We start from the raw sequence: 22,322 nt of genomic DNA, 5'->3' as shown, positions 1-22,322 counted from the left end.
TCGTCGCGGCGGCGACGCATCACTCGTCGCGGCGGCGACGCATCTCCTGTCTCGTGAACTGGGGCCGGGCCGTGACGCCGCGCTTGCGCCGCAGCGAGCGATAGAGGAGGGCACCGACAGGGATGGTGATCACACCCGCGACGATGGCCGCCTCCGGCGTCTGGTTGAACGAGTAGAGGATGGCCGTCGAGAGCACGCCCACCGCGGCCAGGATGCTGTAGGCGATGCGCTTGGCGAGCCGATCCAACACGTCGTGTTCGTCGTCGAGTTGCACCTGAACGGTGAGGTCGTCCCGCTTGACCCGATCCAGAACGTCGTCGAGTTTCGGGGGGACGGTCACCAGCGACCGGGCCGTCGCCTCTATCTGGTCGCCCGCCGCCTCCACGGCCTGCCGGACGCCCTCCTCGCGATACCCCTGTTCGGAGAGGTAGTCGGTGGCGACGGTGATGAAGTCGAAGTCGGGGTCGAGGGTGACACAGACGCCCTCGACGACCGTCGCGACCCGCATGATGAGCGCGAAGTTCCGCGGGAGGCGGAGCGGGAACTCGTAGATGGTGTCCTCGACCTGCTGGATGACCTGCTGGACGCGGTACTGTTCGAGGTCCTCGCCACGCACGTCGGCGATGGCGAGTTCCATCACCTGCCCCATCACCTCACGGTCGGCGGTGGGGCTGAGCGTCCCCATCTCGACCATCGCGTCGAGGATACCGTCGATGTCTTGGTTGGCGACGGCGATGTAGAAGTCGACGATTTTCTCCTGGAAGAACGCGTCCACCGTCCCGCTCATACCGAAGTCGTAGAAGATGATCGATCCGTCGTCCATGACCGACAGATTACCCGGGTGTGGGTCGGCGTGGAAGACGCCGTCCTCGATGATCATCTGGAGGTAGATACGCTGGAGGCTCTCGGCGAGATCACTCCGGTCGATGCCGCGTTCGTCGAGCTGGTCCACGTCGTTGATCTTGGTCCCGCTGAGATACTCCATCACGAGGACACGCTCGCCGGAGAGTTCGTCGACCGCCTCGGGGATGCGGATGCGGCTGTTGTCCCGGAAGTTCTCCCGGATCTCGCCGAGCATCCGTCGCTCGCGGGCGTAGTCCATCTCCTCTCTGATGGTGTTGGCGAACTCGTCGGCGAGGTTCGACACGGAGAAGCTTCGGGCCTCGTCGGTGAACCGAAGGAGGATCGGCAGCAGCCACCTGATCGCCCGGAGGTCGGCCTCCACGAGGTCCTCGACACCCGGCCGGCGGACCTTGATCGCCACTTGCTCGCCCTCGTAAGTGGCCCGGTACACCTGGCCGAGGCTGGCGCCGCTGATCGCATCCCGTTCGAAGTCGTCGAACACCTCGTCGACCTCACCCACGTCCGTCTGGAGAACCGGTCGCGTCTCGGCCCACGGGGCCGGCGGCACGTCGTCTTGCAGACGCGTCAGGACGTCGATGTACGCCGGGGGAAGGACGTCAGGGCGGGTCGACAGCAGTTGGCCGAGTTTGATGAACGTCGGCCCGAGCGTGAGCAGCGAGTTCAGGAGGCGGTCGGCACGCTCCCGCTGTGTCTCGGGACCGACGCTGCGACTGCCGCCGAACAGGAGGTACTTCCGGCGGTCGCGCCAGTACGCGATGATCAGGGGGAAAAACTGGTACAGGACGCGGACGAAGCGCCAGTACGCACGGAGGTTGACCAGCGTAACCACCCGGGCTTACGCGTCCTCGATGGGAATGGACTGCTCCGGTGCGGCCTCGTACTTGGGGAGTCGGAGTTCGAGGACGCCACGGTCGGTCGATCCGTCGGCCCCCGCCCCCGTCGCGTCCGGCGGCAGCGGCAGTTCCGCATCCAAGAAGAGCGGCCGGTCCTCGCGGATGTACTCGAACGACGGCGGGAGATCCTTCTCCCGCCGTGCCTCGATGTGGAGGCGTCCCTTCTCGACGTTGACGTCGACGGTATCCGCGGTGGCCCCCGGCAGATCGACGACTAGCAGGTACGCGTCCTCGCTTTCGAGCAGATCCGCGAACACTGCTTCGGGGAGGTCCCGAAGCGCGTCCCGCAGTGCTGACATAGGATGGCGTAAGGCGCGGGGATCGAAAAAGGCCGCGGTGTCGGTGTCCCCGACTACGGGTTTTTGTATCCGCGAGCGCAAAGACGGGTATGAGTCACGACGATCTCGAACGCGCGGGGTTCAAGGACCGAACCCGCGTCGCCGAGGCCTTGGAGACCGTTCTCGACGTGGTCGCCGGGCACGACCGCACCGAACGGGTGGCGCTCGGTCGGGCCGACGGCCGCACCCTCGCGGAGACGGTAACCGCTCCGACGCCCGTCCCTGGCTACGACCGCGCGGCGATGGACGGCTACGCCGTTCGCGCCGAGGATACCTTCGGCGCCAGCGACCGATCGCCGACGATCCTCCGTGAGGGGGACGGAACGGTGACCCCGGGTGAGGCCGTCCGCGTCCACACCGGGAGCGACCTGCCCGCGGGCGCCGACGCCGTCGTCATGGTCGAGGAGACAGAGACCGTCGGCGACGAAGTGGAGGTGTTCGACGCCGTCGCCGAAGGCGAGAACGTCGGCGACGTGGGCGAAGACGTCGCCGAGGGACAGGAACTCTACCGCCCCGGGCACCGGATCCGACCCTCGGATCTCGGCTTGCTGAAGTCCGTCGGTGTCGATCAGGTCACGGTGTACGACCACCCGACAGTCGGCGTGATCCCCACCGGCGAGGAACTCGTGCAACACGACCCCGATCCCGGCGAGGTCATCGAGACCAACGGCCTGACCGTCTCGCGGATGGCCGACCGCTGGGGCGCCGTCCCGACCTACCGAAAGGTCGTCGACGACGACCCCAACGCCATCCGCGCCGCGATCCAGCGCGACCTGGCGAAGGACGTCGTCGTCACGACGGGCGGGTCGTCGGTCGGCGAACGCGACTACACCCCCGAAGTCGTCGACGAGTTGGGCGAGGTGCTCGTCCACGGCGTCGCCCTCAAGCCCGGCCACCCCGTCGCCCTCGGCGTCGTCGAGGGAACCCCGGTCGTCATGCTTCCGGGCTATCCCGTGGCCTGTATCGTCAACGCCGTCCAGTTCCTGCGGCCGATCCTCAAACGCGCCGGCAACATGCCCGTCCCCGACCACCCGACCGTCGAGGCCGAACTGTCCCGAAAGATATCGAGCGAGCCTGGAACCCGGACGTTCGCCCGGGTGCGGCTGACCACAGGCGAGGGGGACCGCCAAGTCGCCGAGCCAACCCGCGCCAGCGGGTCGGGCGTCCTCTCCAGTGTCGCCCTCGCGGACGGATGGGTCGTCGTCCCCGAGCGACGGGAGGGGTACGACGCCGGCGAGCGCGTCACAGTCGAAGACTGGGAGTGGTCGGCGTGAGCGCCAACGAGACGGTGGCGCCCGTACGCGGAGGTGTCCGCCGATGACGGACCGACGACAGTTCCGTGACCTCGTCTCGCCCGCCGAGGCCCGCGCGGCCATCGACTCGCTCGACCTGGCGCCGGACCCCGAGACGGTGCCCCTCGATGCGGCCCGGGGGCGGGTCCTCGCCGAGCGGATCGACGCCGAACTCGACGTTCCGGGCTTCGACCGCGCGAGTGTCGACGGCTACGCCGTCCGCGCTCGCGACACCTTCGGCGCCGACGAGGCCGATCCGATTGTCCTCGACCGGATCGGCACGGTCCACGCCGGCGCCGAACCCGACGTCGAGGTACAGGAGGGCACCTGTGCCGAGATATCCACCGGTGCGGTGCTCCCCCCTGGCGCCGACGCCGTCGTCATGGTCGAGCGCACCGACGAAACCGACGCGGGGATCGCCATCCGTACGTCGGTCGCGCCGGGCGACCGCGTGATGGTCGCGGGCGCGGACGTCGCCGCCGGCTCCCGAGCGTTTGGTCCGGGGACCCTGATCACACCCCGAGAGATCGGGTTGCTGTCCGCGCTCGGTGTCGACGACGTCCCCGTCCGGGGCACGCCGACGGTGGGCATCGTCTCGACCGGCGACGAACTCGTCCGGCCGGGTGAGACGCTCCACAGCGAAGCCGGCCAGATCTACGACGTAAACTCCTACACCATCGCCGCGGGCGTGGAGGAGGCGGGCGGCGAGGCCGTCCTCTATCCCCACGCCGGCGACGACTACGACGAGATGGAGCAGCTCCTCGTCAAGGCCGCCGACGAGTGCGACCTCGTCCTGTCGTCGGGGTCGACCTCCGCGAGCGCCGTCGACGTGATCTACCGCGTCATCGAGCGCGAGGGGGAACTCCTCCTGCACGGCGTGTCGGTCAAGCCCGGCAAGCCCATGCTCGTCGGCCGCTTGGAAGACTCCGCGTACGTCGGCCTTCCCGGCTACCCCGTCTCCGCGCTCACCATCTTCCGGACGTTCGTCGCGCCGGCGATCCGCGAGGCCGCCGGGCTCCCCGAACCCCGCACGGCGACCGTCGAGGGAGAGATGGCCGTCCGCGAGCGCTACTCGGAGGGGCGGACCCGCCTCATGCCCGTCGGCCTAGTCGAGGACGGCAGCGGCGATACCCTCGTCTATCCCGTCGATAAGGGGAGCGGTGCGACGACGAGTCTCGTCGAGGCCGACGGTATCGTGGAGGTCGACGCCGACACCGACTATCTCGCGGCGGGCGAGACGGTCGGAGTCCAGTTGTTCTCGCCGGACGTCCGCGCACCGACACTCCTCGGCGTCGGGGAGGACGACCCTGCGCTCTCCCGCCTGCTCGACCGACTGGAACGGCCTCGCTACCTCGACGTTGGCAGCCGACAGGGGCGGCGGCGCCTCCGGGACGGCGTTCCCGACGTGGCGGTCGTCTCCGGACCCTCCGACCGCGACACCGACGCCGTCGACCTCGGTGGGTGGACCCGCGAGTGGGGCCTCGTCGTCCCCACCGACAACCCCGCGGGGATCGACTCCCTCGCGGATCTGATCGACCGCGACCTCCGCTTTGTCAACCGGTCGACCGACGCCGGCCTCCGTGCCAGCCTCGACGCCGAACTGGACCGCCTCGCAGACCGCCGAGGGACCGACCGCCGTGATCTGACCGACGCCGTCGACGGCTACGAACTGACGGTCAAGGGCTTCGAAAGCCCGGCACGGAAGGTCATCGGGGGGGCGGCCGACGCCGGCCTCGGCCTCCGAGCAACCGCCGACGCCCTCGACTGTGGGTTCGTCCCCCTCGGCACCGAGTCCGTCCGCGTGTTGGCAGACCCCGACCGGACCGACAAGCCGGGGGTCGTGGCGCTCGACGACGCCATCGAGTCGGCGCTCGACGACGTCGTCGCCAACCTCGCCGGCTTCGACGCCTGATCGACAGGCTCGGGTCGCGCCCGCGAAGATGTGCCTCCTCACGGGGACAGTGGGTGCGTGTCGGCCAGTGAGCCACGACGCGGGATTCAGCGGCGCTCTGTTCCCGGTCGGGAACCCGCGGTGACGAGCGAGGGACAGATCCGGTTGTGAGCCGAGACGGAGTGAGGTAGGCCGACCCGCTCACGTGGGTCAGTCGCCCGCCGTCCGCGGGGTCACCCGCAGTTCGTCGAGTGACTGAACGCGGTAGTCACCGAGCACACAGCGCCCTCGGCGGTACGGGCCGTGTCGCTCGATGTGAACGCCGTCAAGGCCGGCGTTCCACGCCGCCCCGACGTCGTTCGGGCCGTCGCCGACGAGGGCGCCGGCCGCGCTCTCGGCGACGCCGAGATCCGACATCGCGCGGTAGACGGGGGCTGGGTCCGGTTTCCATCCGATCTCGTGGGTACAGGAGAGGACGGTATCGAACCAGTCCCGAATGTCGAGACCGTCGAGAACCGGGTCGACCAGGTACTCCTGGCAGTGGGTGACCAAGCCGACCGGGCGGTCCAAGTCGGCGACGAACGCGGCGTCGTCGTGAAGAAAGGTGGCCTCGGCGCGGGCCGCGGGGTCCTCGGCGTCGTGGAGCGCCGCCCAGAAGTCGTCGGGGTCGATCCCCCACTCGCGCAGTTGGGGTGTCCGTTCCCCAGAGAGACCGTGCCAGAGGACCTCAACCTCGCGTTCGGAGAAGGTTCGCCCGAGTCGGTCGCCGACACGTTCGAACACCGCGTGGGTGTAGGAGGGCTCGACGTCAACGAGCGTGCCGTCGAGGTCGAACAGCCAGAAGTCGTAGGCGTGTGCGACCATTCGATTACACATATGGGGGGACGAATCAAGTGTGTTCCGGCCCAGTCACACAGTATTAATACGTCCTCCACACCGTTATCCGTCGATGAACGTTTGCTGTATCGGCCCGACAGAGCGGAGGCGGGACACGACCAGCGTGATCCCCGTGTGTGCCGTCGCTCTCGGGTCGACCGCGGTGACACGGCCGTCCGGGTCGGCGCCGGGCGACCGCCTCGCCGCAGCGATCACGGCGACACCGGGACCGCGCCCCCGAATTCGTCCGGGTGGTGATCGGAATGCCTGAGGAGGAGTACGACTTTGCCGACCTCCCCGTTCCGCCGATCAGGGCGGGGACGAGCGTTCTCCTCGCCGGACCGACCCACGCCGGCACTCGACAGCTCGCCTTCCGGCTCCTCGCCGGAGGCGACGACGAGGGGTCCATCGTCATCACGACCAACTCGCGAGCGGAGCGGGTGATCGAGGATTGCCGGACCGCGGGGGTAACGGTCGACCCCGACCGGACCGCGGTCGTCGACTGCGTCGGCGACGACGAGGACCTCCCCGCGCGGGTGGTCGGAGTCTCCGGGCCAGCCGACCTGACCGGAATCGGGATGCGCTACTCGAAACTGTATCAAACCTTCCACGAGGCCGGCCTCGACCGCGTCCGGACCGGCATCTGCTCGGTCACGACCCTGCTCTCGTTCAACGACCTCCGGACGGTTTCGCGATTCGTCCACACCATGGTCGGACGCATCGACAGCGTCGACGGCTTCGGCGTCTTCCTCATCGACCCGGGAACACAGGACGAGCGCACGGTCAGCACCGTCGGCCAGTTCTGTGGCGCCCGGATCGAGGTTCGCGAGGGCGACGCAGGGCCGGAACTCCGCACCCGCGGCCTCGCGACCGGGAACGACGGGTGGACGCCGTTCGATCCCCTCCCCGAACGGTCCTGAGTCACCCCATTACGCGGATCGCAAGTGTGCGTGGCGGGCGTCCCGCGGCGGGGCGCCGACCGAGTGATCGTCGGCGGTGGCCGCCTAGAGACGTCTCGCCGGAGTCCAGTTCTCATCGACACGCCGAGGTCGGAGGCAGCGTCTATCCTACCGTTCGGCGTCGAACAGGCCCGCGAGACGGAGGTCGGCGTCGGTAACCCCGCCCGCCTCGTGGCTGGTCAGTCGCACCTCGATTTCGTCGTAGCGGATCGTGATCTCCGGGTGGTGATACTCCTCGTCGGCCACCTCGGCGACCCGGGTCGCGAAGGTGACGCCGTCGAGGTAGTCGTCGAAGGGATAGACGCGGACGATTTCGTCGCCAGCGCGCTCCCAGCCGTCGGGGAGTCGGCGGTCGATTTCGTCGTCGTCGAGACGGTCTGGCACGGGTCGTCCGTCGGCCGGCCGGAGAATAACGGTTGGGGGCGCTTACTCCTCGCTCAGTCGGTCGAGGACGTGCTGTGGGATGTCGTCGCCGTCGACGCCCTCGCGGGGCGTCTCGGCCGACGGTGTGGCGGGGTGGTCGCCGCCGAACTCGGGATCGAACAGGCCGAGCGCGGTCTGGATCGTCGTCCAGTCGTCCTCGGCGGCGGCGTCGCGCAGGCTCTTGGTCGGCGCGGCGAGCAACTGACCGACGAGGGCGTCGGCCAGCGAGGCGACCGTCTCACGCTGCTGTTCGGTCAACTCACCCTGAGACTCCAGCCGCGACAGCGCGGTGTGGAGTTCCCGCTCTTTGACCATCTCGGCGCTCTCGTACATCGCGCTGATGACCTCGTCAGCCTGCCGTCGCTTGAACGAGTCGATCAGTCGCTCGAACTCCTCGTCGATCATCCGTTCGACTGTCTCGGCGGCCGCCCGGCGGCGCTCCCGCGTTTCGTCGGTGATCGCCTCCAGCGAGTCGATGTCGTAGGCCACGACGGCGTCGAGGCCGTCGACGGCTGGGTCGACGTCACGGGGCTGGGCGAGGTCGATGACGAGCGTCTCTCCGGCGTCACCGAGCGCTGGGCGGCCGAGGACGTGTGACGGACTGTTCGTCGCCGTGACGAGGACGTCCGCGCGCTCGGCCGCCGCGGGTGCCCGGTCGAGACCGACACCTTCCGCGGCCGTCTCCACCTCCTCGGCGAGGTGAACGGCGTGGGGGACCGTCCGGTTGGCGATCAACAGCGTCGAGATGCCCGTGCTGTCGAAGGCCTGGGCGGCCAGCCGTCCCATCTCGCCGGCGCCGACGACGAGAGCGGTCGCCCCGTCGAGGTCACGCTCTTGGGCGGCGAGTTCGACCGCCGCGCTTCCCAGCGACACGACGCCCTCGTTGATCCGAGTCTCCGTGCGCGCCCGCTCGCCGACGTGCAGGGCCTTCGTGATTGCCGGATCGAGAACCGAACCGATTCCGCCGGCGCCGCGGGCCGTCTCGAAGGCCGTGCGGAGTTGGCCGATGATTTGATCTTCACCGAGAACCAGGGATTCGAGTCCGGCTGCCACCCGCATCAGGTGGCGAAGGCTCGTCTCGTGGTCCATCTCCCGGACGGCACCGTCGCGGACCTCGGGGGCGAAGTCCGCAAGGGCCGCGCGGCCGGCGGCGACGTCCTCGGTGACGACGTAGGCCTCGGCGCGGTTACAGGTCTGGAGGGCAAACGCCTCGTCGACGCCGTCGCTCGCCAGAAGGTCGCGGACAGCGGTGGCCACGTCCTCGGCGGCGGCGGACTCGATTTCGTCGACGGTCGCGCGCTGATGGGAGACCGTCACCCCGCTGATCACGCCCGTCGTCACAGAGATTCACCTCGGAACACGAGAATCATACGCTCAGGTTCGCGTCAGCGTTTGCGCCCGTCCTACCTAAACTCTTCCAATAACGCCGGCCCCGTGGCCGCGCCGGCGTCCGGTTCGGGGTCTGTCCCGACCCCGACGACGCCGACCCGAGCGGCCGGATGTCCCCCTGACTCCGTTGCATACGCCAACCTCCGAGATACGGCGTCTTAAACGTCCCGTCGTCTACCGAACGGTGAAAACTACCGGCCGGGCAACGGCCCGCCACCGGCGTACGGCGCGGCGACGGTGCCCCACCTCAGACGTCGGTAGTCACGTCGCCGTGTTCGTCAAGCACCACGCTCGTCACCTCGTACCCCCGGTCGCGAACCTCGGCCACCAGTGCCGCCTGATCGACGTCGGCCTCGTAGTAGAACACGATGTCGAAGGTGCCGTCCCGGAGGAGTTGCTGGCACTCCCAGACGAAGGCGTCGTCCTCGACGGTCAGTCCCTGGAACTGGTTCGAGGCGAACTCGGGGTCGTCGTTGCCGGCGTAGATGTACGTCTCCCCCATCTCGGCGTGGGCGGCGATCACCTCGTTGAGTTCGACCGTGAGTTCGTGCATCTCGAGGTCCTCCTGTCCCGAGAGATCGGTGTGGACGATGGCCCCGGCGAGGTCGATATCGCCGGGTTCCAACAGTGCCTTCGTCCGTCGGTAAAGGTCGTCGTCGACTACGTCGCTCATGGCTTCAGGTGGTCGGTCCAGGGTGTTACCCGTGACGGTTCGACGCCGCGATTATCCCAGCCGTTCGTCGAGAATGAGCCGAGTCTTCGTGTTCTGAACCTCGTCTAAGTCCCGCGCCTGCGTAATGAGTTCGTTGACGGCGCGGGTATCGGCGGCGTCGACCACCATGACGACGTCCTTCTCGCCGGAGACTTGCCAGACGAAGTCCACCTCGTCCCAGTCGGCCATCCGGTCGGAGACACCGGTGGTGTCGACGTCGACGGCCACCGACACCTCGATCATGGCCTTGACGTTACCCGTGCGGGTCGCCACGGTGAATCGCTCGATGATCCCCTCGTCGACGAGTCGCTCGACCCGGTTGCGGACCGTCCCCTCGGAGGTGCCGACCCGGTCTGCAATTTCGGTGTACGGGGTCCGCGAATCCCGGCGAAGGATCGCCAGGATGCGACGGTCCAGTTCGTCCATACGGCGCCTTCGGTCGGGACCTCCTTACCGATTACGAATTTCGTAACTCAGTTTCGAAAGCAAGGCTTATTGGAGGCGACGGCCTGTGTATCTCGTAATGTCGGACGCCTACCTTGCCCTGGAGGACGGCCGCGTAATCGAAGCGCGTGGTCGTGCGCCGGGTCGGACACGCGGCGAACTGGTCTTCACGACCGCCTACACCGGATACGAGGAGAGCCTGACCGATCCCTCCTACGAGGAGCAGGTGCTCACCTTCTCGTACCCGCTGATCGGCAACTACGGCGTCCGATCCGAGCGCTTCGAGTCCGACCGCGTTCACCCGCGTGCGGCCATCGCCCGCGAGTTCACCGACGACGTCGCCGAGTGGCTTGCCGAGGAGGGGGTCCCCGCTATCGACCACCTCGATACGCGTGAACTCGTGACCTCGATCCGCGAGGAAGGGGCGATGCGGTGTGGGCTGGCGGTCGGCCCGGACGCGACGCCCGCGGACGCGAAGGCCGAACTCGACGCCTGCAAGGGCATGAGCGAACACGTCGACATCGGCGCCCAGGTTAGCGTCGAGGAGCCGACCGTCCACGAGGGTGGGTCGGCCGCGACGGTCGCCATGATCGACTGTGGCGCCAAAGGCTCTATCGCGGAGTCCCTGCTGGAACGGGACGCGACCGTTCACGTCCTGCCCTACGACGCGACGCCCGCGGACGTGGCGGCCGTCGACCCCGACCTCCTGTTCATCTCGAACGGCCCCGGCGACCCCGAGAACTTCGAGGCCGCCGAGGCGCTCGTCGACGAGTTCGTCGGCGACCTGCCCATCGCGGGCATCTGTCTCGGCCAGCAGGTCGTCGCCAACGCCCTCGGCGGGAGCACCGAGAAGATGGACTTCGGTCACCGCGGCGTCAACCAACCGGTTCGCGACCTGGACACCGACCGGGTCGTCATGACGACCCAGAACCACGGCTACACCGTCGGGGAGCCGGGCGACGAACTGAACGTGACGCAGGTGAACGTCAACGACGGCACCGCCGAAGGGCTGGAAAACGAGGACCTCGGTGTCATCACGCGCCAGTACCACCCCGAAGCCCACCCCGGCCCCAACGACTCGCTCGACTTCTTCGACGACGTGCTCGACCTGGTGTCGACGGACACCCCCGTCGCCACCTCGGACTGAGCGGCTGCACCCCGCTCGTTTCGTGCTGACCAGCAACGCGACGCCCAGGGACGGCTCTGGCGCCCGCGACAAGCGGGAAGGCGTCGGCAGACCCGACGGTCCACGTCGAAGCGGAGACCGGGCGTGACGGGGTGTCGACCTTCGGCAGGTTTTTGACCCGACTCGCGCAACCCCGTGGCATGATCACGGTCAGGGCACCCGCGACGAGTGCGAACCTCGGTAGCGGGTTCGACGTGTTCGGCGCGGCCCTCGACCGACCGGCGGACGTCATCCGTGTCGAGAAGGCCGACCGGACGACCATCGACGTGACGGGCTACGGAAGCGAGTTCATTCCCGAAGACCCCGCGAACAACACCGTCGGGGCGGTCGCCGAGGCGCTCGACGCCCCAGCCCACATCCGCATCGACAAGGGTATCCGCCCCTCCTCGGGGCTGGGATCGTCGGGGGCCAGCGCCGCCGCCGCGGCGCTCGCGCTCAACGAACTCTACGACCGCGGACTCACGCGAACGGAGCTTGTGCCCATCGCCGGAAAAGGCGAGGCGACCGTCTCCGGCGAGGTCCACCTCGACAACGTGGCGCCCGCTCTACTCGGAGGGTTCACCGTCGCCACCGGGCGAGACGTGACGACCGTCGACGCCGACATCCCACTCGTTGCCTGCCTGCCGGAAATCGCCATCTCGACGCGCGACGCACGGGACGTGGTTCCCGCCGGGGCGACGATGGAACAGCTCGTCTACACGATTGGTCGGGCCGCGACACTGACGACCGGGATGTGCCGGGACGACCCGCGCCTCGTGGGTAAGGGAATGCACGACCGCCTCGTCACGCCCGCCCGGGCAGACCTCATCTCCGGCTACGACGAGGTGCGCGAGGCCGCCCTCGCCGCGGGCGCCACGGGAGTCACCGTCAGCGGCGCCGGTCCCGGTGTGCTCGCGGCGTGTTACCCCGAGGACCGCCGCGACATCGCCGCCGCGATGGTCGAGGGGTTCGGCGCGGTTGGCGTCGACGCACGCGCCTACCAGACGCGGATCGGCGGCGGCGCGACGCTGTCTCGGGACTGAGCGGCGGTCGTTCTCACGCATTGAGGAGGCCCGCCCCGTCTATAAGCGTCCGAGACGAACCCATCGATTACATGAGCGATGGCGACCGTGACCCTCACACCGAACCCGACGGCGACACCGGGGGTCGCACGGACGTATCGGGTCGGGAACTGGATCCGGCGTGGTTCAAACAGGCCGTCGAGGCGGCCGGGCACGCGATATTCATCACCGACTTCGAGGGCCGGATCGTCTACGTAAACCCCGCCTTCGAGGTGGTGACCGGGTACGAGGCCGCCGACGCTGTCGGCCGGTCGCCCGACATGCTCAACTCCGGCCACCACGATCCGGACTACTTCAGTGATCTCTGGGAGACCATCGTCACCGGGCAGGTGTGGCAAGAGGAGATCGTGAACCGCCGGGCGAACGGCGAGAGCTACATCGCGAACCAGACCATCGCCCCCATCGCCGACGAACGGGACGGCTCGATCACGCACTTCGTCGCGATCCAGACGGACATCACCGCACGCAAGGAACACGAACGGGCACTCGAGCGGAGCCGCGACCTCTCGGCGCGAACCGAGGAGACCGCCGACGTCGGCGGGTGGGAACTCGACATCGAGGCCGCCGAACTCCGGTGGACCGCGGGCACCCGCCGGATTCACGGCGTCGATTCGTCCTACGAGCTGTCACTCGACGACGCGCTGGGGTTCTACCACCCCACCGACCGCGACCGGATACGGCAACTCGTCGAGCGCGCTCTCGACTGGGGCCTCCCGTACGACGTGGAGGCACAACTCGTCACGGCCGACGGAACCACACGCATCGTACGAACGACATGCCAGCCGGTCGGGGAAGGGGAAGCGACGGTCCTGCGGGGGACGATTCAGGACATCACCGAGCGGAAGGCCCGTCGCCAACAGTTGATGGTGCTCAACCGCGTCCTTCGACACAATCTCCGGAACGGACTCAACGTGGTGGTCGGCAACGCAGAACGGGTGTCGATGACACTCGACGCCATCGAGGACGCAGTCGACGACGCCTCGCTTCCGATGTCCCTGGAGAAAACGCGGGCGGATCTCCAGGACATCGTCTCCGCGGCCGAGGAACTGCTCGACACCTCGGAGCGGGCACGCCAGTTCGACGACCTCTATCAGCACATCCGCGACGTACGGCCGGTCGAGATCCGGCCGCTACTGGAGACGGTGGCCGCCGGCTACCGCGAGGAGTGTCCCGCGGCGACCCTCCGTGTCGAGGGACCGAACCCGGTCGTACTCGCCAACCGCCACGCCGTTCGGATCGCACTGGAAGAACTCGTCGACAACGCCATCCGCCACTCGACGGGCGCCCCCGAGGTGACGCTCCGCGTGAGCGAGGGTGACGACGGGGCGCTGCGAATCAGCGTCGCCGACAGAGGGACCGGCATGCCCGAGATGGAACGAGAGGTGATCGAGTCCGGCGAGGAGCGGCCGCTTAAACACGGAAGCGGACTCGGACTGTGGCTCGTGAAGTGGCTCGTGACGCCACTGGGTGGGACGATGACGATAGACAGCAACGACCCAGAAGGGACGGTCGTCTCGATGATCTTTCCGGCCGCCAAGTGGCGCCCCGAGGCGGAAGGGCCGGCGCCACCCGACGCCCGAACGTAGCGGCTGGCGTGTCCCGCCCGTGGCGGGGGTCGGCCTCAGACGCCGCGACCCTGCAGTTTCTCCTCTTCGGGCATGTCGGCGTTCGACTGGCCTTTCATGCCCTTGCCGACGTTCGTCGCAATCTCGGACAGACGCTCGGGGTCGTCCCAGTTGTTGACCGCCTCGACGATGGCAGTCCCCATCGCCTCGGGGTTCTCGGCGCCGAAGATGCCGGAGCCGACGAAGATGCCGTCACAGCCGTGATGCATCATGAGCGCCGCGTCGGCCGGGGTCGCGATGCCGCCGGCGGCGAAGTTGACGACCGGGAGCCGACCCATCTCGGCGGTTTCGTGGGCCAGGTCGCGCGGTGCGCCGTGCTCCCGCGCCCAGCGCTCGCGCTCCTCGTACGCCATCCCGTCGAGTTCCCGGATGGCACCCTTGATCGCTCGCTGGTGGGTGACCGCCTGGTTCACGTCGCCAGTTCCGGCCTCGCCCTTGGTGCGGATCATCGCCGCGCCCTCGTCGATCCGGCGGAGCGCCTCGGGCAGGTTCCGCGCGCCACAGACGAAGGGGGCGGTGAAGTCCCGCTTGTCGATGTGGTAGTCGTCGTCCGCGGGCGTGAGCACCTCACTCTCGTCGACCATGTCGGCGCCCTTCGCTTGGAGAATCTCCGCTTCCTTGGTGTGCCCGATGCGGGCCTTGCCCATCACGGGGATGGACACCTCGTCCAGAATCTCGGTGAGGGCTGCCGGATCGGCCATCCGGGCGACACCTCCACGCTTGCGGATGTCCGCAGGGACGGCTTCGAGGCTCATCACTGCAACCGCGCCGCAGTCTTCCGCGATCCGAGCCTGCTTCGCGTTGACGACGTCCATGATGACGCCTCCTTTCTGCATCCGGGCGAACCCGCGTTTCACCAAGTCGGTGCCGCGCCGAAGCTCTTCGAGATCCGTCTCGGTCATATCTCACATTACGGTGGGACCCACTTAACGGCGGCCTTTCGGTAGTTGTTGCCGGTCGATCAGCCGCGGGTCGCGAGGGGGTGTGGCCGGCACCCTCCACCCCGGGAACGGGTGGCCGTGGGACGCGGGCCTGGCCGCCAGGGTGCGTCGGTTCGGAGCGGCCGGCGCCGGCCGCTCGCTGCGTTCGTCCGGTCACCCGTCGCGAGCGCCGCCCCGCGTGCCGGGACCGCCACCAATTTATCGGGGCGGTCCCTGGCGTCGACCATGTCCTCTGGGTCGGATACCGCCGCTGTCGGCCGGCTCCGCGCGCTCTTCGACGGCGACGGCCTCCCCGACCCGGACACGCTGCCGCGGTGGCTCGCTCCCCTCCCCGGCGCCGTCGAGAATCTCGGCCTCTCGCTCGCCCCGGCCGTCGTCGCCACCAACATCGTCGGCACCGCCTTCGGCTTCTGGTACTACCGGTTTCAGTTCGCGGCCGAACCGCTGGCGACGTGGCCGCTCGTCCCCGACAGCCCCGTCGCGACGCTCTTTATCGCGCTCTCGCTCGGCCTCTGGTGGCTCGGTCGCTCCAACGAGGTGGTGAACGCGCTCGCGTTCTTCGGGTGCTGGAAGCTCGGCCTCTGGACGCCCTTCGTGCTCTTAGCCTTCGCCGACGGCTTCCTCGCGACCACCGCACTCCCCATGTACGCCTTCCTTCTCAGCAGTCACCTCATGATGGTCGTTGAGGCGTTCGTCATCCACCGGTACAGCGACTTCCCCGTCGGCGCCGTCGCCGTCGCCGTCGCGTGGTACGGCCTGAACGACCTAGTCGACTACTTCCTCCCTCTCGCTGGCACACCCCACCACACTCTGCTTCCCGGCCAGCGAATCGTCGACGGGACGATCACCCACCTCTCGCCGACACACGAACTCGCCGCTGCGGGCGCCGTCGTCCTGACGCTTACGGCTACGTTCTTGACGCTCGCGACGCGGGTGAAGAAACTCGAATCGCGATGACGCCCGCGTAGGGTTATCAGCCTGGGGAGTGTATCTCGGATATGACGCTCTACGACCGCCTCGCCGACCTGCCACTGCGGGTCGACCGCGAAACCCGCAGCCGTCACGAACGCGACACCTCCAGTGGCTTCACCCGCGCGACGACCGTCTTCGAACTCCACGGCGACGGCGCCGTCGGCCGCGGCGAGGACGTGACCTACGACACGCCAGACCACGACGCCCTCACGGACGTCGGAGCGCTCGCCCCGACCGGCGAGTTCACCGTCGAGACGTTCTCGGCCGCGCTCGACGAGGTGGATCTCTTTCCAACGAAGGCCCCCGAACAGCCGTCGTCGCGACACTACCGGCGCTGGGCGCTGGAGAGCGCGGGACTGGATCTGGCCCTGCGCCAGTCGGATACCGACCTCGCGTCGGCGCTCGGCCGCGAGCGCTCGCCCGTGCGGTTCGTCGTCAGCACCCGCCTCGGTGAGCCACCGACGACCGACCGCGTCGAGGCCATCCTCGACCGACATCCCGGTCTGGGCCTGAAACTCGACCCGACGAGCGACTGGACGCCCGACCTCATCGCTGACCTTGCGGCCACCGACGCGGTTCGGGTGCTCGACCTGAAGGGCCACTACGTCGGGACGAGCGTGGACCAGGAGCCGGACCCAGCCCTCTACGAGCGGGTGATCGAGGGGTTTCCCGACGCGGTCATCGAAGATCCCGCGATCACCGAGGGGACGCGGTCGCTCGTCGAGGGTGCCGCAGGCCGTCTGTCGTGGGACGCCCCGATTACCGGCGTCGAGAGCGTCCGCGACCGGCCGTTCGGGCCGCGGTGGCTCAACGTGAAACCGTCGCGGTTCGGCACCGTCGAATCGTTGCTGGAGACCGTCGAGTACGCCTGGGATCACGACGTGACGCTGTATGGCGGCGGGCAGTTCGAACTCGGCGTCGGCCGCGCGCACATCCAGACGCTGGCGGCGACGCTCTATCCCGACGCTCCCAACGACGTGGCGCCCGGAGCGTACAACCTGCCGACGCTGCCGGCGGACCCACCGGAGAGTCCGCTCGTCCCAAGCGGCGACCCGGCCGGCCTAGAGTTTTAATCCCGGTCGGCGTGGGCGCGCACCCAGAGTTCGCCGATCCGTGACAGGCGTGTCCGGTAGGACTTGCCGTGTTCCTCCTGTTCGATGTAGCCTTTCCCGCCGGGGCCGAGGCGGTCGACGTTGTAGATGACCTTCGACCGGAAGCTGTCGGTGTACTCCTCGCCGAGTTCGGCCGCGAGCGCCTCCGCGAGTTCGGAGACGGATTCGAACTCGCCGTGTTCGCCGAGTTCGAACAGGATCACCTCCTCGAATGGCTTGACGTTCGAGAAGGAGGCGACCGGGAGTTCCACGATGTGGTTGTCACCGATGCGTTTGGCGCCGATTGTGGTGCCGCGTTCGTCGAACTCGTCGAGGAGTGCGGCAGTGCCGTCGAGTCGGTCCTTGATCCGTTCGTCCGCGACGTCCGCCGCGTCGAGGAGCGTCCGCAACAGGTCGCGGTTGGCTCGTAACTCCTCGGCCAACTCCGTCTCGAGGTACTTCTCGGGGGCGGTGTAGTAGGTGTGGATGCGGTCCCGGTCGGCCTGGCGTTCGAGCGTGATGGAGTGGGCGGCGGTGGCGAAGGCGAAACTCACCGGACGGGGCATCGAACTCACGTTCACCCACACCTCGCCGTCGGGCGCCCCCTCGTCCAACTGGTCGTTGATGAGGTCGTAGGCGCGCTCGAAGGCCGCGTCGTAGTCGTAGACGTCCTCGATGACGACGCGACAGGTTTCGGCGCCCAGCAGGTTCCGAAAGTCCTGTTCGAGTTTTTCCGAGATATTCCGCGAGTACTCCACGTTCGCCTCGCTCCCGACGGCACCCTCAAGCAGGATGACCCGGTCCACGTCGAGCTGGTCGCGGATCAGCGGCGCGATCAGCCGGTCGTAGTCGAAGCCGACCGGGACGATGTGGGTCTGCATACGTGAGACGTGTGGCGGTGTTCATATAAACGACCAGTCTCCGGGGCCGGTGACCCACAGTCAGGCAGTTAGCGTCTGCTTGATCACCACGGAGTTCGTCGGCGTGTGGACGATTCGGACGGTGATCGTCTCGCCGGACGTAACGGGACACCCGTTGGAGGCGATCCGGAAGGTTGCCGTCTCGCCACTCGACCACCGCCCGTTGACGGTCCGGCCGTCCTCACCGATGGGGCCGCTGACCGAGTTGGCCGAGTTGTCGAAGACGTCGTCCCCGCGAACGAACTCGCTTTCGGGCTTCGGATCGCCACCCGACGCCGGAAGGTTCACCAGCCGACCGACCTTCCCGCAGGCTGCCCGCGCGTCGACGACGATTTCCAGGTCGGCGACACGGAGGGTATCACCGCCGCGGTGTGTGATCCGCACGACCCCACCCTGGTTGCCGTCCTGTGGGACGAACTCGCCGCTGGACTGTGCGACCGTCGGCGCCGGGTTGGAAGGCCGGTCTGTCACGCCGAAAACGTACACCGACACCGTCGCCGCGAGGATGACGACGATGGCGATCAACAGGACGTTGCCGATCACCGACGACGATGCACGCTCCTCCATACGCGCAAACTGGTGGACGGCCGTACATATAGCCCCCCGGTGATCCGAAGCGACGCGGGAGCCGAGTCACCGGTCGCCTGGCTCCACCACGCGGATGGTGTCGTCGACCGCGACCGTCCGCGCTCGGCTTTCCGCCGGCACTCGCGAGATGAGCATGATCGTATAGTAGTGTGGGAACGCGTCGGGGTCGGCCCACTCGGGGAAGGTGGCCTCCCGGCGTTCGACGAATCGCTCGCGAAAGTCGGGAAGCGGGTCGCCCGTCTCGGGATCACGGGAGGGAACGACACACCGCGCGCACGACTCGGCACCCTCGAACCGAACCGCGCCGTCGGCACCATCGACGACGAACGCCGGGGCGTCCGGACCCACGAATCGATCCTCCCAGAACGCGGGGACGCCGCCGACTTCGACGTTCGCCCGGAGGCGACGCCGAGCGCCGGCGACGGTCATGTCGTCGAACCACGACGCCACCGCTTCGAGAGTGGCGGTGCTGATCACGGAGGGGCCGGCGCCGGGACGGTCGACGAACGCCGGCGGTTCGCGTCGGCGAAAGTCGACAGGGTCGTCGACGAACGCGCCGAACCACTCGCTCGCGGCCGCTCGGCCCTCGTCAGTCGAGAGGTCGAAGCCCCGCTGGTCGCCGTCCGGCGGCGTGACGGTCAGCGTCTCCGTCTCGGGGTCGACGGCCGTATCGAGGGCGTGGATGCGGTCGCTCTGCTTTCCGTTGTACGCGAGCGTCTGCATCGCCTCGCCCGTCTCGATGGGGCCGGCGGCCGGGTCGCACATGGCGTACTCGCGGTCGCCGGCGAGTGTTCCCGCGTCGGTGATCCGCGCCGACGCGACTCCCATGCCGTCGAGTCCCTTGACCGGATAGCGTCGCAGTCGTGCGATGTGTGCCATCGGGTACCGGTACGGACGAGGATCGGATAACCGTTGGTTCGGACGCCCCCGTCGACGACCACCCTCAGATGCGCGAGAGGGCCGCCCACGCGAGGACGCCGACCAGCAACAGGAAGAAGGGGCCGAAGGCGACGGTCACCCCGACCGCCGTCGACGTCTCGACGCGGGGCGTCAGAAAGAGGCCGGCGGGGACGGCCAGAAAGGCGAAAGCGAGGACGACACAGGCGACGATGGCGGCCGGATCGCGGTCCGGTCGGGCCGTCCGCTCTACGGGGAGGTCGAGTCGGTCAACCGCGCGGTCGATATCGCGGACAGGCCCCAGCCGTACCGTATCCCGGTCGACCGACTCGACGCCCGAGACGACGAGGGTGCCCGTCCCGAGCAGTCGGTCGGCGATGGCGTTTCGCACCGACACGTCCATGGTGGGATCGACGCGAACGATCCACTGTGGCGCGTCGAGGAGCCGGTCGTACGCGACGAGTCTGTCGCCGCGGCGCCGGTATTCGACGGTGCCGTACCGGAGATAGTAGCTGAGCACCCGCGCGGCGACGACGGCGAGGACGGCGAGACCGGTCACAGCGATCAACGGGAGGTTGCCGACGACGAGCGCGAACCCGAATCCCGCGAGAGTGGCGAAGCCGACGCGATTCGCGAAGCCGAAGCCGATGGCGCCGATGCTCCCGAGTAGGACCGACCGACTGTCGGCACCGACCCGCGCCCGGACGGGGGCGTCGGGGGATTCAAGTTCCGGCGGTGGCTCGCTGAGGTCCGCATCGGTGCCGAACCGCTCGCCGAGCCGCAGGATCGGCCGCCCGACGTGATCGGCGTAGAAGCGGTGTGCCGAGGCCCCCGTCTTCGCGAGGACGGCGCCAGCGAGGGCGACGAGACCGCCGGGGCGACCGCCGATGCCGAGCCAGCCGAGAGTGCCGACCACCAGTCCGAGCTGTGCCGGCGTCCGCAGGACCTCGCGGGCGGAGACATCCCGGTACTCGCCCGCGCCGACGTACTCGAAGACGAACGCCGACACCTGCGCGGCCACCAGCGCGACGATGCCAATCCCGAGCGACGGCGAGAGGGCGGCCACCGGCGAGACCCAGGAGAGATAGAAGACGGTGATCGGACAGATGGTCACGGCCCAGAACCCGAGGAGCGACAGGGCAAACGGGATGTTGCGCGGGTAGACCGGTGGCCACCCGTCCCGGACCCGCCAGCCGCCGCGTTTCGCTCGAAGTTCGTGGAGCGGTTCGATCTCCCCGGGAACCGCCGGGGACCCCTGCGTGGCGAACAACGACTTCAGCGCGGCCAGAAGGACCGTCCCGAGCGCTTCGACCCAGTAGACGATCAGCAGCGACGTGAGGTCCCAGCCCCAGGCGAGGACGCCGATCAGGGGGAGGAGGTTGGCGCCGATCACGGCGAACAGGCCGGTCGCGACGAGGGCCGTCGACATCGGGCGATCCCGCGGGGAACCCATCCGTACCGGCCCTGTCGGGGGCGACCAACATGTACGGACTGGTCGCGGCTGTATCGGCCGCGGCCGAACGCCGAGCGGTACGAAGTACGACAGGTATTTCCCGCCCGCCCGAAAATTATATAGGCGTACATGGGCCGCCCCATGTGTCATCATCATCATCACCGCCCCTCTGAGGGGATCACCAATGGACGACACAGCCAAATACCTCATTCACGCATCGATTGCGGCCGACGGCGTCGTCGAGCGGAGCGACGTCGTGGGCGCCGTCTTCGGGCAGACGGAGGGTCTGCTCGGCGACGAACTCGACCTCCGTGACCTCCAACAGTCCTCCAAAGTCGGCCGTATCGACGTTCAGATCGACAGCGAGAACGGACAGTCCTTCGGTCGGATCACCATCGCCAGCAGCCTCGACAAGGTGGAGACAGCCATCCTCGCGGCGTCGCTCGAAACCATCGACCGCGTCGGGCCGTGTCAGGCCTCCGTCGAGGTGACGAACATCGAGGACGTCCGCGAGGCGAAACGCCGGAAGGTCATCGACCGCGCAAAGGAACTGCTCGCGGGGTCGTTCGACGAGAGCGTCATGGACTCCTCGAAGATTCTCGAGGAGGTCCGCGAGAGCGTCCGGATCGACGACATCACCGAGTACCACGGTCTCCCGGCCGGCCCGCGGGTCCCCGACGCCGACGCCGTCATCGTCGTTGAGGGACGCGCGGACGTCCTCACGCTTCTCCAGTACGGGGTGAAAAATGCCGTGGCCGTCGAGGGGACGAACGTTCCCGACGCGGTGGCCGACATGTCCGCGGAGCGAACCGTCACGGCCTTTCTCGACGGCGACCGGGGCGGCGAACTCATCCTGCGCGAACTCGCCCAGGTGGGCGACGTAGACTACGTCGTCTTTGCCCCCGAGGGTCGGTCGGTCGAGGACCTCGAACGTCACGAGGTCATGTCCGCGCTCCGCGATAAGACGCCGTACGGCGACCTCTTCGGCGACGGGGAGCCGGCGCCTTCGTCCGCCGGTCGTGGCGAGGGGGTCGAGAACGGGGACGGTCCCGCCGAGTCGGTGCCAGCCGCCGTCGCGTCGGCGGCCACGGCCTCGACGGCGGAGACGACCCGGTCCGACGAGGACGAGACGGACGGCACGGTGGGCGCGGAGGCCGACGACACCTCCGAATCGAACGGGTCCGTCGGTGACGAACCGTCGACGCTTCGCGGCCACGTGCGAGCGGTGATCGAGTCCGAGACGGGGGCGGCACGCCTCCTCGACGACGACTTCGCGGTCATCGAGACGGTGCCCGCGGCCGACGCCTTCGACGCGGTGTCGACGGCCGAGCCGGCGCCGTACGCTGTCGTTCTCGACGGCGAACTCACACAGCGGTCGCTGGACGTGGCGGCCCAGCGCGGCGTCGAGCAGTTCGTCGCTCGGTCGTCGGGTGAGATGGTCAAAACGCCCGTCGACGTCCGAGTGCGGACAATCGATCAGTTGGCGACGGCCGACTGATCTCGGCGG

At 68.4% G+C, this 22,322-nt stretch carries 21 protein-coding genes; 9 read left to right on the top strand and 12 right to left on the bottom strand.

Features of this window, described 5'->3' with window-relative positions:
* Window positions 1-19 precede the first annotated feature (19 nt).
* Together NO878_RS14915 and NO878_RS14910 are read right to left on the bottom strand one after the other, a co-directional pair.
* Entirely contained in the window at window positions 20-1,693 is a 1,674-nt protein-coding gene (locus NO878_RS14915) for an ABC1 kinase family protein (protein WP_256406764.1), read from the bottom strand.
* A gap of 6 nt (window positions 1,694-1,699) precedes the next feature.
* Window positions 1,700-2,056 carry an Hsp20/alpha crystallin family protein gene (locus NO878_RS14910; protein ID WP_256406763.1) on the bottom strand — a complete coding sequence of 119 codons (357 nt, stop codon included), beginning with the start codon at window positions 2,054-2,056 and terminating at the stop codon, window positions 1,700-1,702.
* Window positions 2,057-2,145: 89 nt separating this feature from the next.
* Between NO878_RS14910 and NO878_RS14905 the strand changes: the two genes are divergently transcribed.
* Window positions 2,146-3,369, top strand: a complete 1,224-nt coding sequence (locus tag NO878_RS14905) for a molybdopterin molybdotransferase MoeA (RefSeq protein WP_256406762.1) — start codon at window positions 2,146-2,148, stop codon at window positions 3,367-3,369.
* 43 nt (window positions 3,370-3,412) lie between these two features.
* Window positions 3,413-5,299 carry a molybdopterin biosynthesis protein gene (locus NO878_RS14900; protein ID WP_256406761.1) on the top strand — a complete coding sequence of 629 codons (1,887 nt, stop codon included), beginning with the start codon at window positions 3,413-3,415 and terminating at the stop codon, window positions 5,297-5,299.
* 189 nt (window positions 5,300-5,488) lie between these two features.
* Here the strand turns inward: NO878_RS14900 and NO878_RS14895 are convergent, their stop codons facing one another.
* On the bottom strand, window positions 5,489-6,142 hold the full coding sequence (locus tag NO878_RS14895; RefSeq protein ID WP_256406760.1) for an HAD family hydrolase: 654 nt from the start codon (window positions 6,140-6,142) through the stop codon (window positions 5,489-5,491).
* A gap of 275 nt (window positions 6,143-6,417) precedes the next feature.
* Between NO878_RS14895 and NO878_RS14890 the strand changes: the two genes are divergently transcribed.
* Window positions 6,418-7,074: a DUF7504 family protein gene (locus NO878_RS14890; RefSeq protein ID WP_256406759.1), complete on the top strand. Its 657-nt coding sequence runs from the start codon at window positions 6,418-6,420 to the stop codon at window positions 7,072-7,074.
* 147 nt (window positions 7,075-7,221) lie between these two features.
* Here NO878_RS14890 and NO878_RS14885 read toward each other — a convergent pair whose 3' ends face one another.
* From NO878_RS14885 to NO878_RS14870, 4 genes are all read right to left on the bottom strand, one after another.
* Window positions 7,222-7,497: a 4a-hydroxytetrahydrobiopterin dehydratase gene (locus tag NO878_RS14885; RefSeq protein ID WP_256406758.1), complete on the bottom strand. Its 276-nt coding sequence runs from the start codon at window positions 7,495-7,497 to the stop codon at window positions 7,222-7,224.
* Window positions 7,498-7,539: 42 nt separating this feature from the next.
* Window positions 7,540-8,877 carry a glutamyl-tRNA reductase gene (hemA, locus tag NO878_RS14880; protein ID WP_256406757.1) on the bottom strand — a complete coding sequence of 446 codons (1,338 nt, stop codon included), beginning with the start codon at window positions 8,875-8,877 and terminating at the stop codon, window positions 7,540-7,542.
* A gap of 295 nt (window positions 8,878-9,172) precedes the next feature.
* Window positions 9,173-9,598: a DUF5778 family protein gene (locus NO878_RS14875; RefSeq protein ID WP_256406756.1), complete on the bottom strand. Its 426-nt coding sequence runs from the start codon at window positions 9,596-9,598 to the stop codon at window positions 9,173-9,175.
* A gap of 51 nt (window positions 9,599-9,649) precedes the next feature.
* Window positions 9,650-10,063, bottom strand: a complete 414-nt coding sequence (locus NO878_RS14870) for an Lrp/AsnC family transcriptional regulator (protein WP_256406755.1) — start codon at window positions 10,061-10,063, stop codon at window positions 9,650-9,652.
* 97 nt (window positions 10,064-10,160) lie between these two features.
* On the opposite strand from NO878_RS14870, the gene carA reads away from it, so the two are divergent.
* From carA to NO878_RS14855, 3 genes are all read left to right on the top strand, one after another.
* On the top strand, window positions 10,161-11,228 hold the full coding sequence (gene carA / locus NO878_RS14865) for a glutamine-hydrolyzing carbamoyl-phosphate synthase small subunit (RefSeq protein WP_256406754.1): 1,068 nt from the start codon (window positions 10,161-10,163) through the stop codon (window positions 11,226-11,228).
* Between the two features lie 179 nt (window positions 11,229-11,407).
* On the top strand, window positions 11,408-12,289 hold the full coding sequence (locus NO878_RS14860) for a homoserine kinase (RefSeq protein ID WP_256406753.1): 882 nt from the start codon (window positions 11,408-11,410) through the stop codon (window positions 12,287-12,289).
* 71 nt (window positions 12,290-12,360) lie between these two features.
* The gene (locus NO878_RS14855; protein ID WP_256406752.1) at window positions 12,361-13,914 is read left to right on the top strand and encodes a PAS domain-containing sensor histidine kinase; all 1,554 of its coding nucleotides are present in this window, start codon (window positions 12,361-12,363) and stop codon (window positions 13,912-13,914) included.
* 35 nt (window positions 13,915-13,949) lie between these two features.
* Here NO878_RS14855 and pdxS read toward each other — a convergent pair whose 3' ends face one another.
* A complete protein-coding gene (pdxS, locus tag NO878_RS14850; RefSeq protein ID WP_256406751.1) occupies window positions 13,950-14,855 on the bottom strand; it encodes a pyridoxal 5'-phosphate synthase lyase subunit PdxS in 906 nt (301 codons plus the stop codon).
* A gap of 264 nt (window positions 14,856-15,119) precedes the next feature.
* On the opposite strand from pdxS, the gene NO878_RS14845 reads away from it, so the two are divergent.
* Both NO878_RS14845 and NO878_RS14840 read left to right on the top strand, forming a co-directional pair.
* On the top strand, window positions 15,120-15,851 hold the full coding sequence (locus tag NO878_RS14845; protein ID WP_256406750.1) for a DUF1405 domain-containing protein: 732 nt from the start codon (window positions 15,120-15,122) through the stop codon (window positions 15,849-15,851).
* Window positions 15,852-15,892: 41 nt separating this feature from the next.
* Complete coding sequence (locus NO878_RS14840) at window positions 15,893-16,939, top strand: enolase-like domain-containing protein (protein ID WP_256406749.1); 1,047 nt, start codon at window positions 15,893-15,895, stop codon at window positions 16,937-16,939.
* On the opposite strand, the gene NO878_RS14835 is transcribed toward NO878_RS14840, so the two are convergent.
* The 4 genes from NO878_RS14835 to NO878_RS14820 form a co-directional block, all read right to left on the bottom strand.
* Window positions 16,936-17,838 carry an HFX_2341 family transcriptional regulator gene (locus NO878_RS14835; protein ID WP_256406748.1) on the bottom strand — a complete coding sequence of 301 codons (903 nt, stop codon included), beginning with the start codon at window positions 17,836-17,838 and terminating at the stop codon, window positions 16,936-16,938. The genes NO878_RS14840 and NO878_RS14835 overlap by 4 nt on opposite strands.
* Window positions 17,839-17,898: 60 nt before the next feature.
* Window positions 17,899-18,444, bottom strand: coding sequence for a type IV pilin domain-containing protein (locus tag NO878_RS14830; RefSeq protein WP_256406747.1), 546 nt, complete (start codon window positions 18,442-18,444; stop codon window positions 17,899-17,901).
* 66 nt (window positions 18,445-18,510) lie between these two features.
* Window positions 18,511-19,344 carry an MOSC domain-containing protein gene (locus NO878_RS14825; protein WP_256406746.1) on the bottom strand — a complete coding sequence of 278 codons (834 nt, stop codon included), beginning with the start codon at window positions 19,342-19,344 and terminating at the stop codon, window positions 18,511-18,513.
* 64 nt (window positions 19,345-19,408) lie between these two features.
* Complete coding sequence (locus NO878_RS14820; protein ID WP_256406745.1) at window positions 19,409-20,791, bottom strand: DUF6498-containing protein; 1,383 nt, start codon at window positions 20,789-20,791, stop codon at window positions 19,409-19,411.
* Between the two features lie 208 nt (window positions 20,792-20,999).
* On the opposite strand from NO878_RS14820, the gene dnaG reads away from it, so the two are divergent.
* Entirely contained in the window at window positions 21,000-22,313 is a 1,314-nt protein-coding gene (gene dnaG, locus NO878_RS14815; RefSeq protein WP_256406744.1) for a DNA primase DnaG, read from the top strand.
* The last annotated feature ends 9 nt before the right edge of the window (window positions 22,314-22,322 follow it).

It is taken from the genome of Haloplanus ruber (genome assembly GCF_024494725.1).
GTDB lineage: Archaea > Halobacteriota > Halobacteria > Halobacteriales > Haloferacaceae > Haloplanus > Haloplanus ruber.
This window is presented reverse-complemented; position numbering and strand designations above follow the sequence as displayed.

Bases quoted from the DNA above. Each gene is read 5' to 3' on its own strand.
- NO878_RS14910 (WP_256406763.1), bottom strand. From the start codon at position 2,056: ATGTCAGCACTGCGGGACGCGCTTCGGGACCTCCCCGAAGCAGTGTTC.
- NO878_RS14905 (WP_256406762.1), top strand. From the start codon at position 2,146: ATGAGTCACGACGATCTCGAACGCGCGGGGTTCAAGGACCGAACCCGC.
- NO878_RS14900 (WP_256406761.1), top strand. From the start codon at position 3,413: ATGACGGACCGACGACAGTTCCGTGACCTCGTCTCGCCCGCCGAGGCC.
- NO878_RS14895 (WP_256406760.1), bottom strand. From the start codon at position 6,142: ATGGTCGCACACGCCTACGACTTCTGGCTGTTCGACCTCGACGGCACG.
- NO878_RS14890 (WP_256406759.1), top strand. From the start codon at position 6,418: ATGCCTGAGGAGGAGTACGACTTTGCCGACCTCCCCGTTCCGCCGATC.
- NO878_RS14875 (WP_256406756.1), bottom strand. From the start codon at position 9,598: ATGAGCGACGTAGTCGACGACGACCTTTACCGACGGACGAAGGCACTG.
- NO878_RS14870 (WP_256406755.1), bottom strand. From the start codon at position 10,063: ATGGACGAACTGGACCGTCGCATCCTGGCGATCCTTCGCCGGGATTCG.
- carA (WP_256406754.1), top strand. From the start codon at position 10,161: ATGTCGGACGCCTACCTTGCCCTGGAGGACGGCCGCGTAATCGAAGCG.
- NO878_RS14860 (WP_256406753.1), top strand. From the start codon at position 11,408: ATGATCACGGTCAGGGCACCCGCGACGAGTGCGAACCTCGGTAGCGGG.
- NO878_RS14855 (WP_256406752.1), top strand. From the start codon at position 12,361: ATGAGCGATGGCGACCGTGACCCTCACACCGAACCCGACGGCGACACC.
- pdxS (WP_256406751.1), bottom strand. From the start codon at position 14,855: ATGACCGAGACGGATCTCGAAGAGCTTCGGCGCGGCACCGACTTGGTG.
- NO878_RS14845 (WP_256406750.1), top strand. From the start codon at position 15,120: ATGTCCTCTGGGTCGGATACCGCCGCTGTCGGCCGGCTCCGCGCGCTC.
- NO878_RS14840 (WP_256406749.1), top strand. From the start codon at position 15,893: ATGACGCTCTACGACCGCCTCGCCGACCTGCCACTGCGGGTCGACCGC.
- NO878_RS14835 (WP_256406748.1), bottom strand. From the start codon at position 17,838: ATGCAGACCCACATCGTCCCGGTCGGCTTCGACTACGACCGGCTGATC.
- NO878_RS14830 (WP_256406747.1), bottom strand. From the start codon at position 18,444: ATGGAGGAGCGTGCATCGTCGTCGGTGATCGGCAACGTCCTGTTGATC.
- NO878_RS14825 (WP_256406746.1), bottom strand. From the start codon at position 19,344: ATGGCACACATCGCACGACTGCGACGCTATCCGGTCAAGGGACTCGAC.
- NO878_RS14820 (WP_256406745.1), bottom strand. From the start codon at position 20,791: ATGTCGACGGCCCTCGTCGCGACCGGCCTGTTCGCCGTGATCGGCGCC.
- dnaG (WP_256406744.1), top strand. From the start codon at position 21,000: ATGGACGACACAGCCAAATACCTCATTCACGCATCGATTGCGGCCGAC.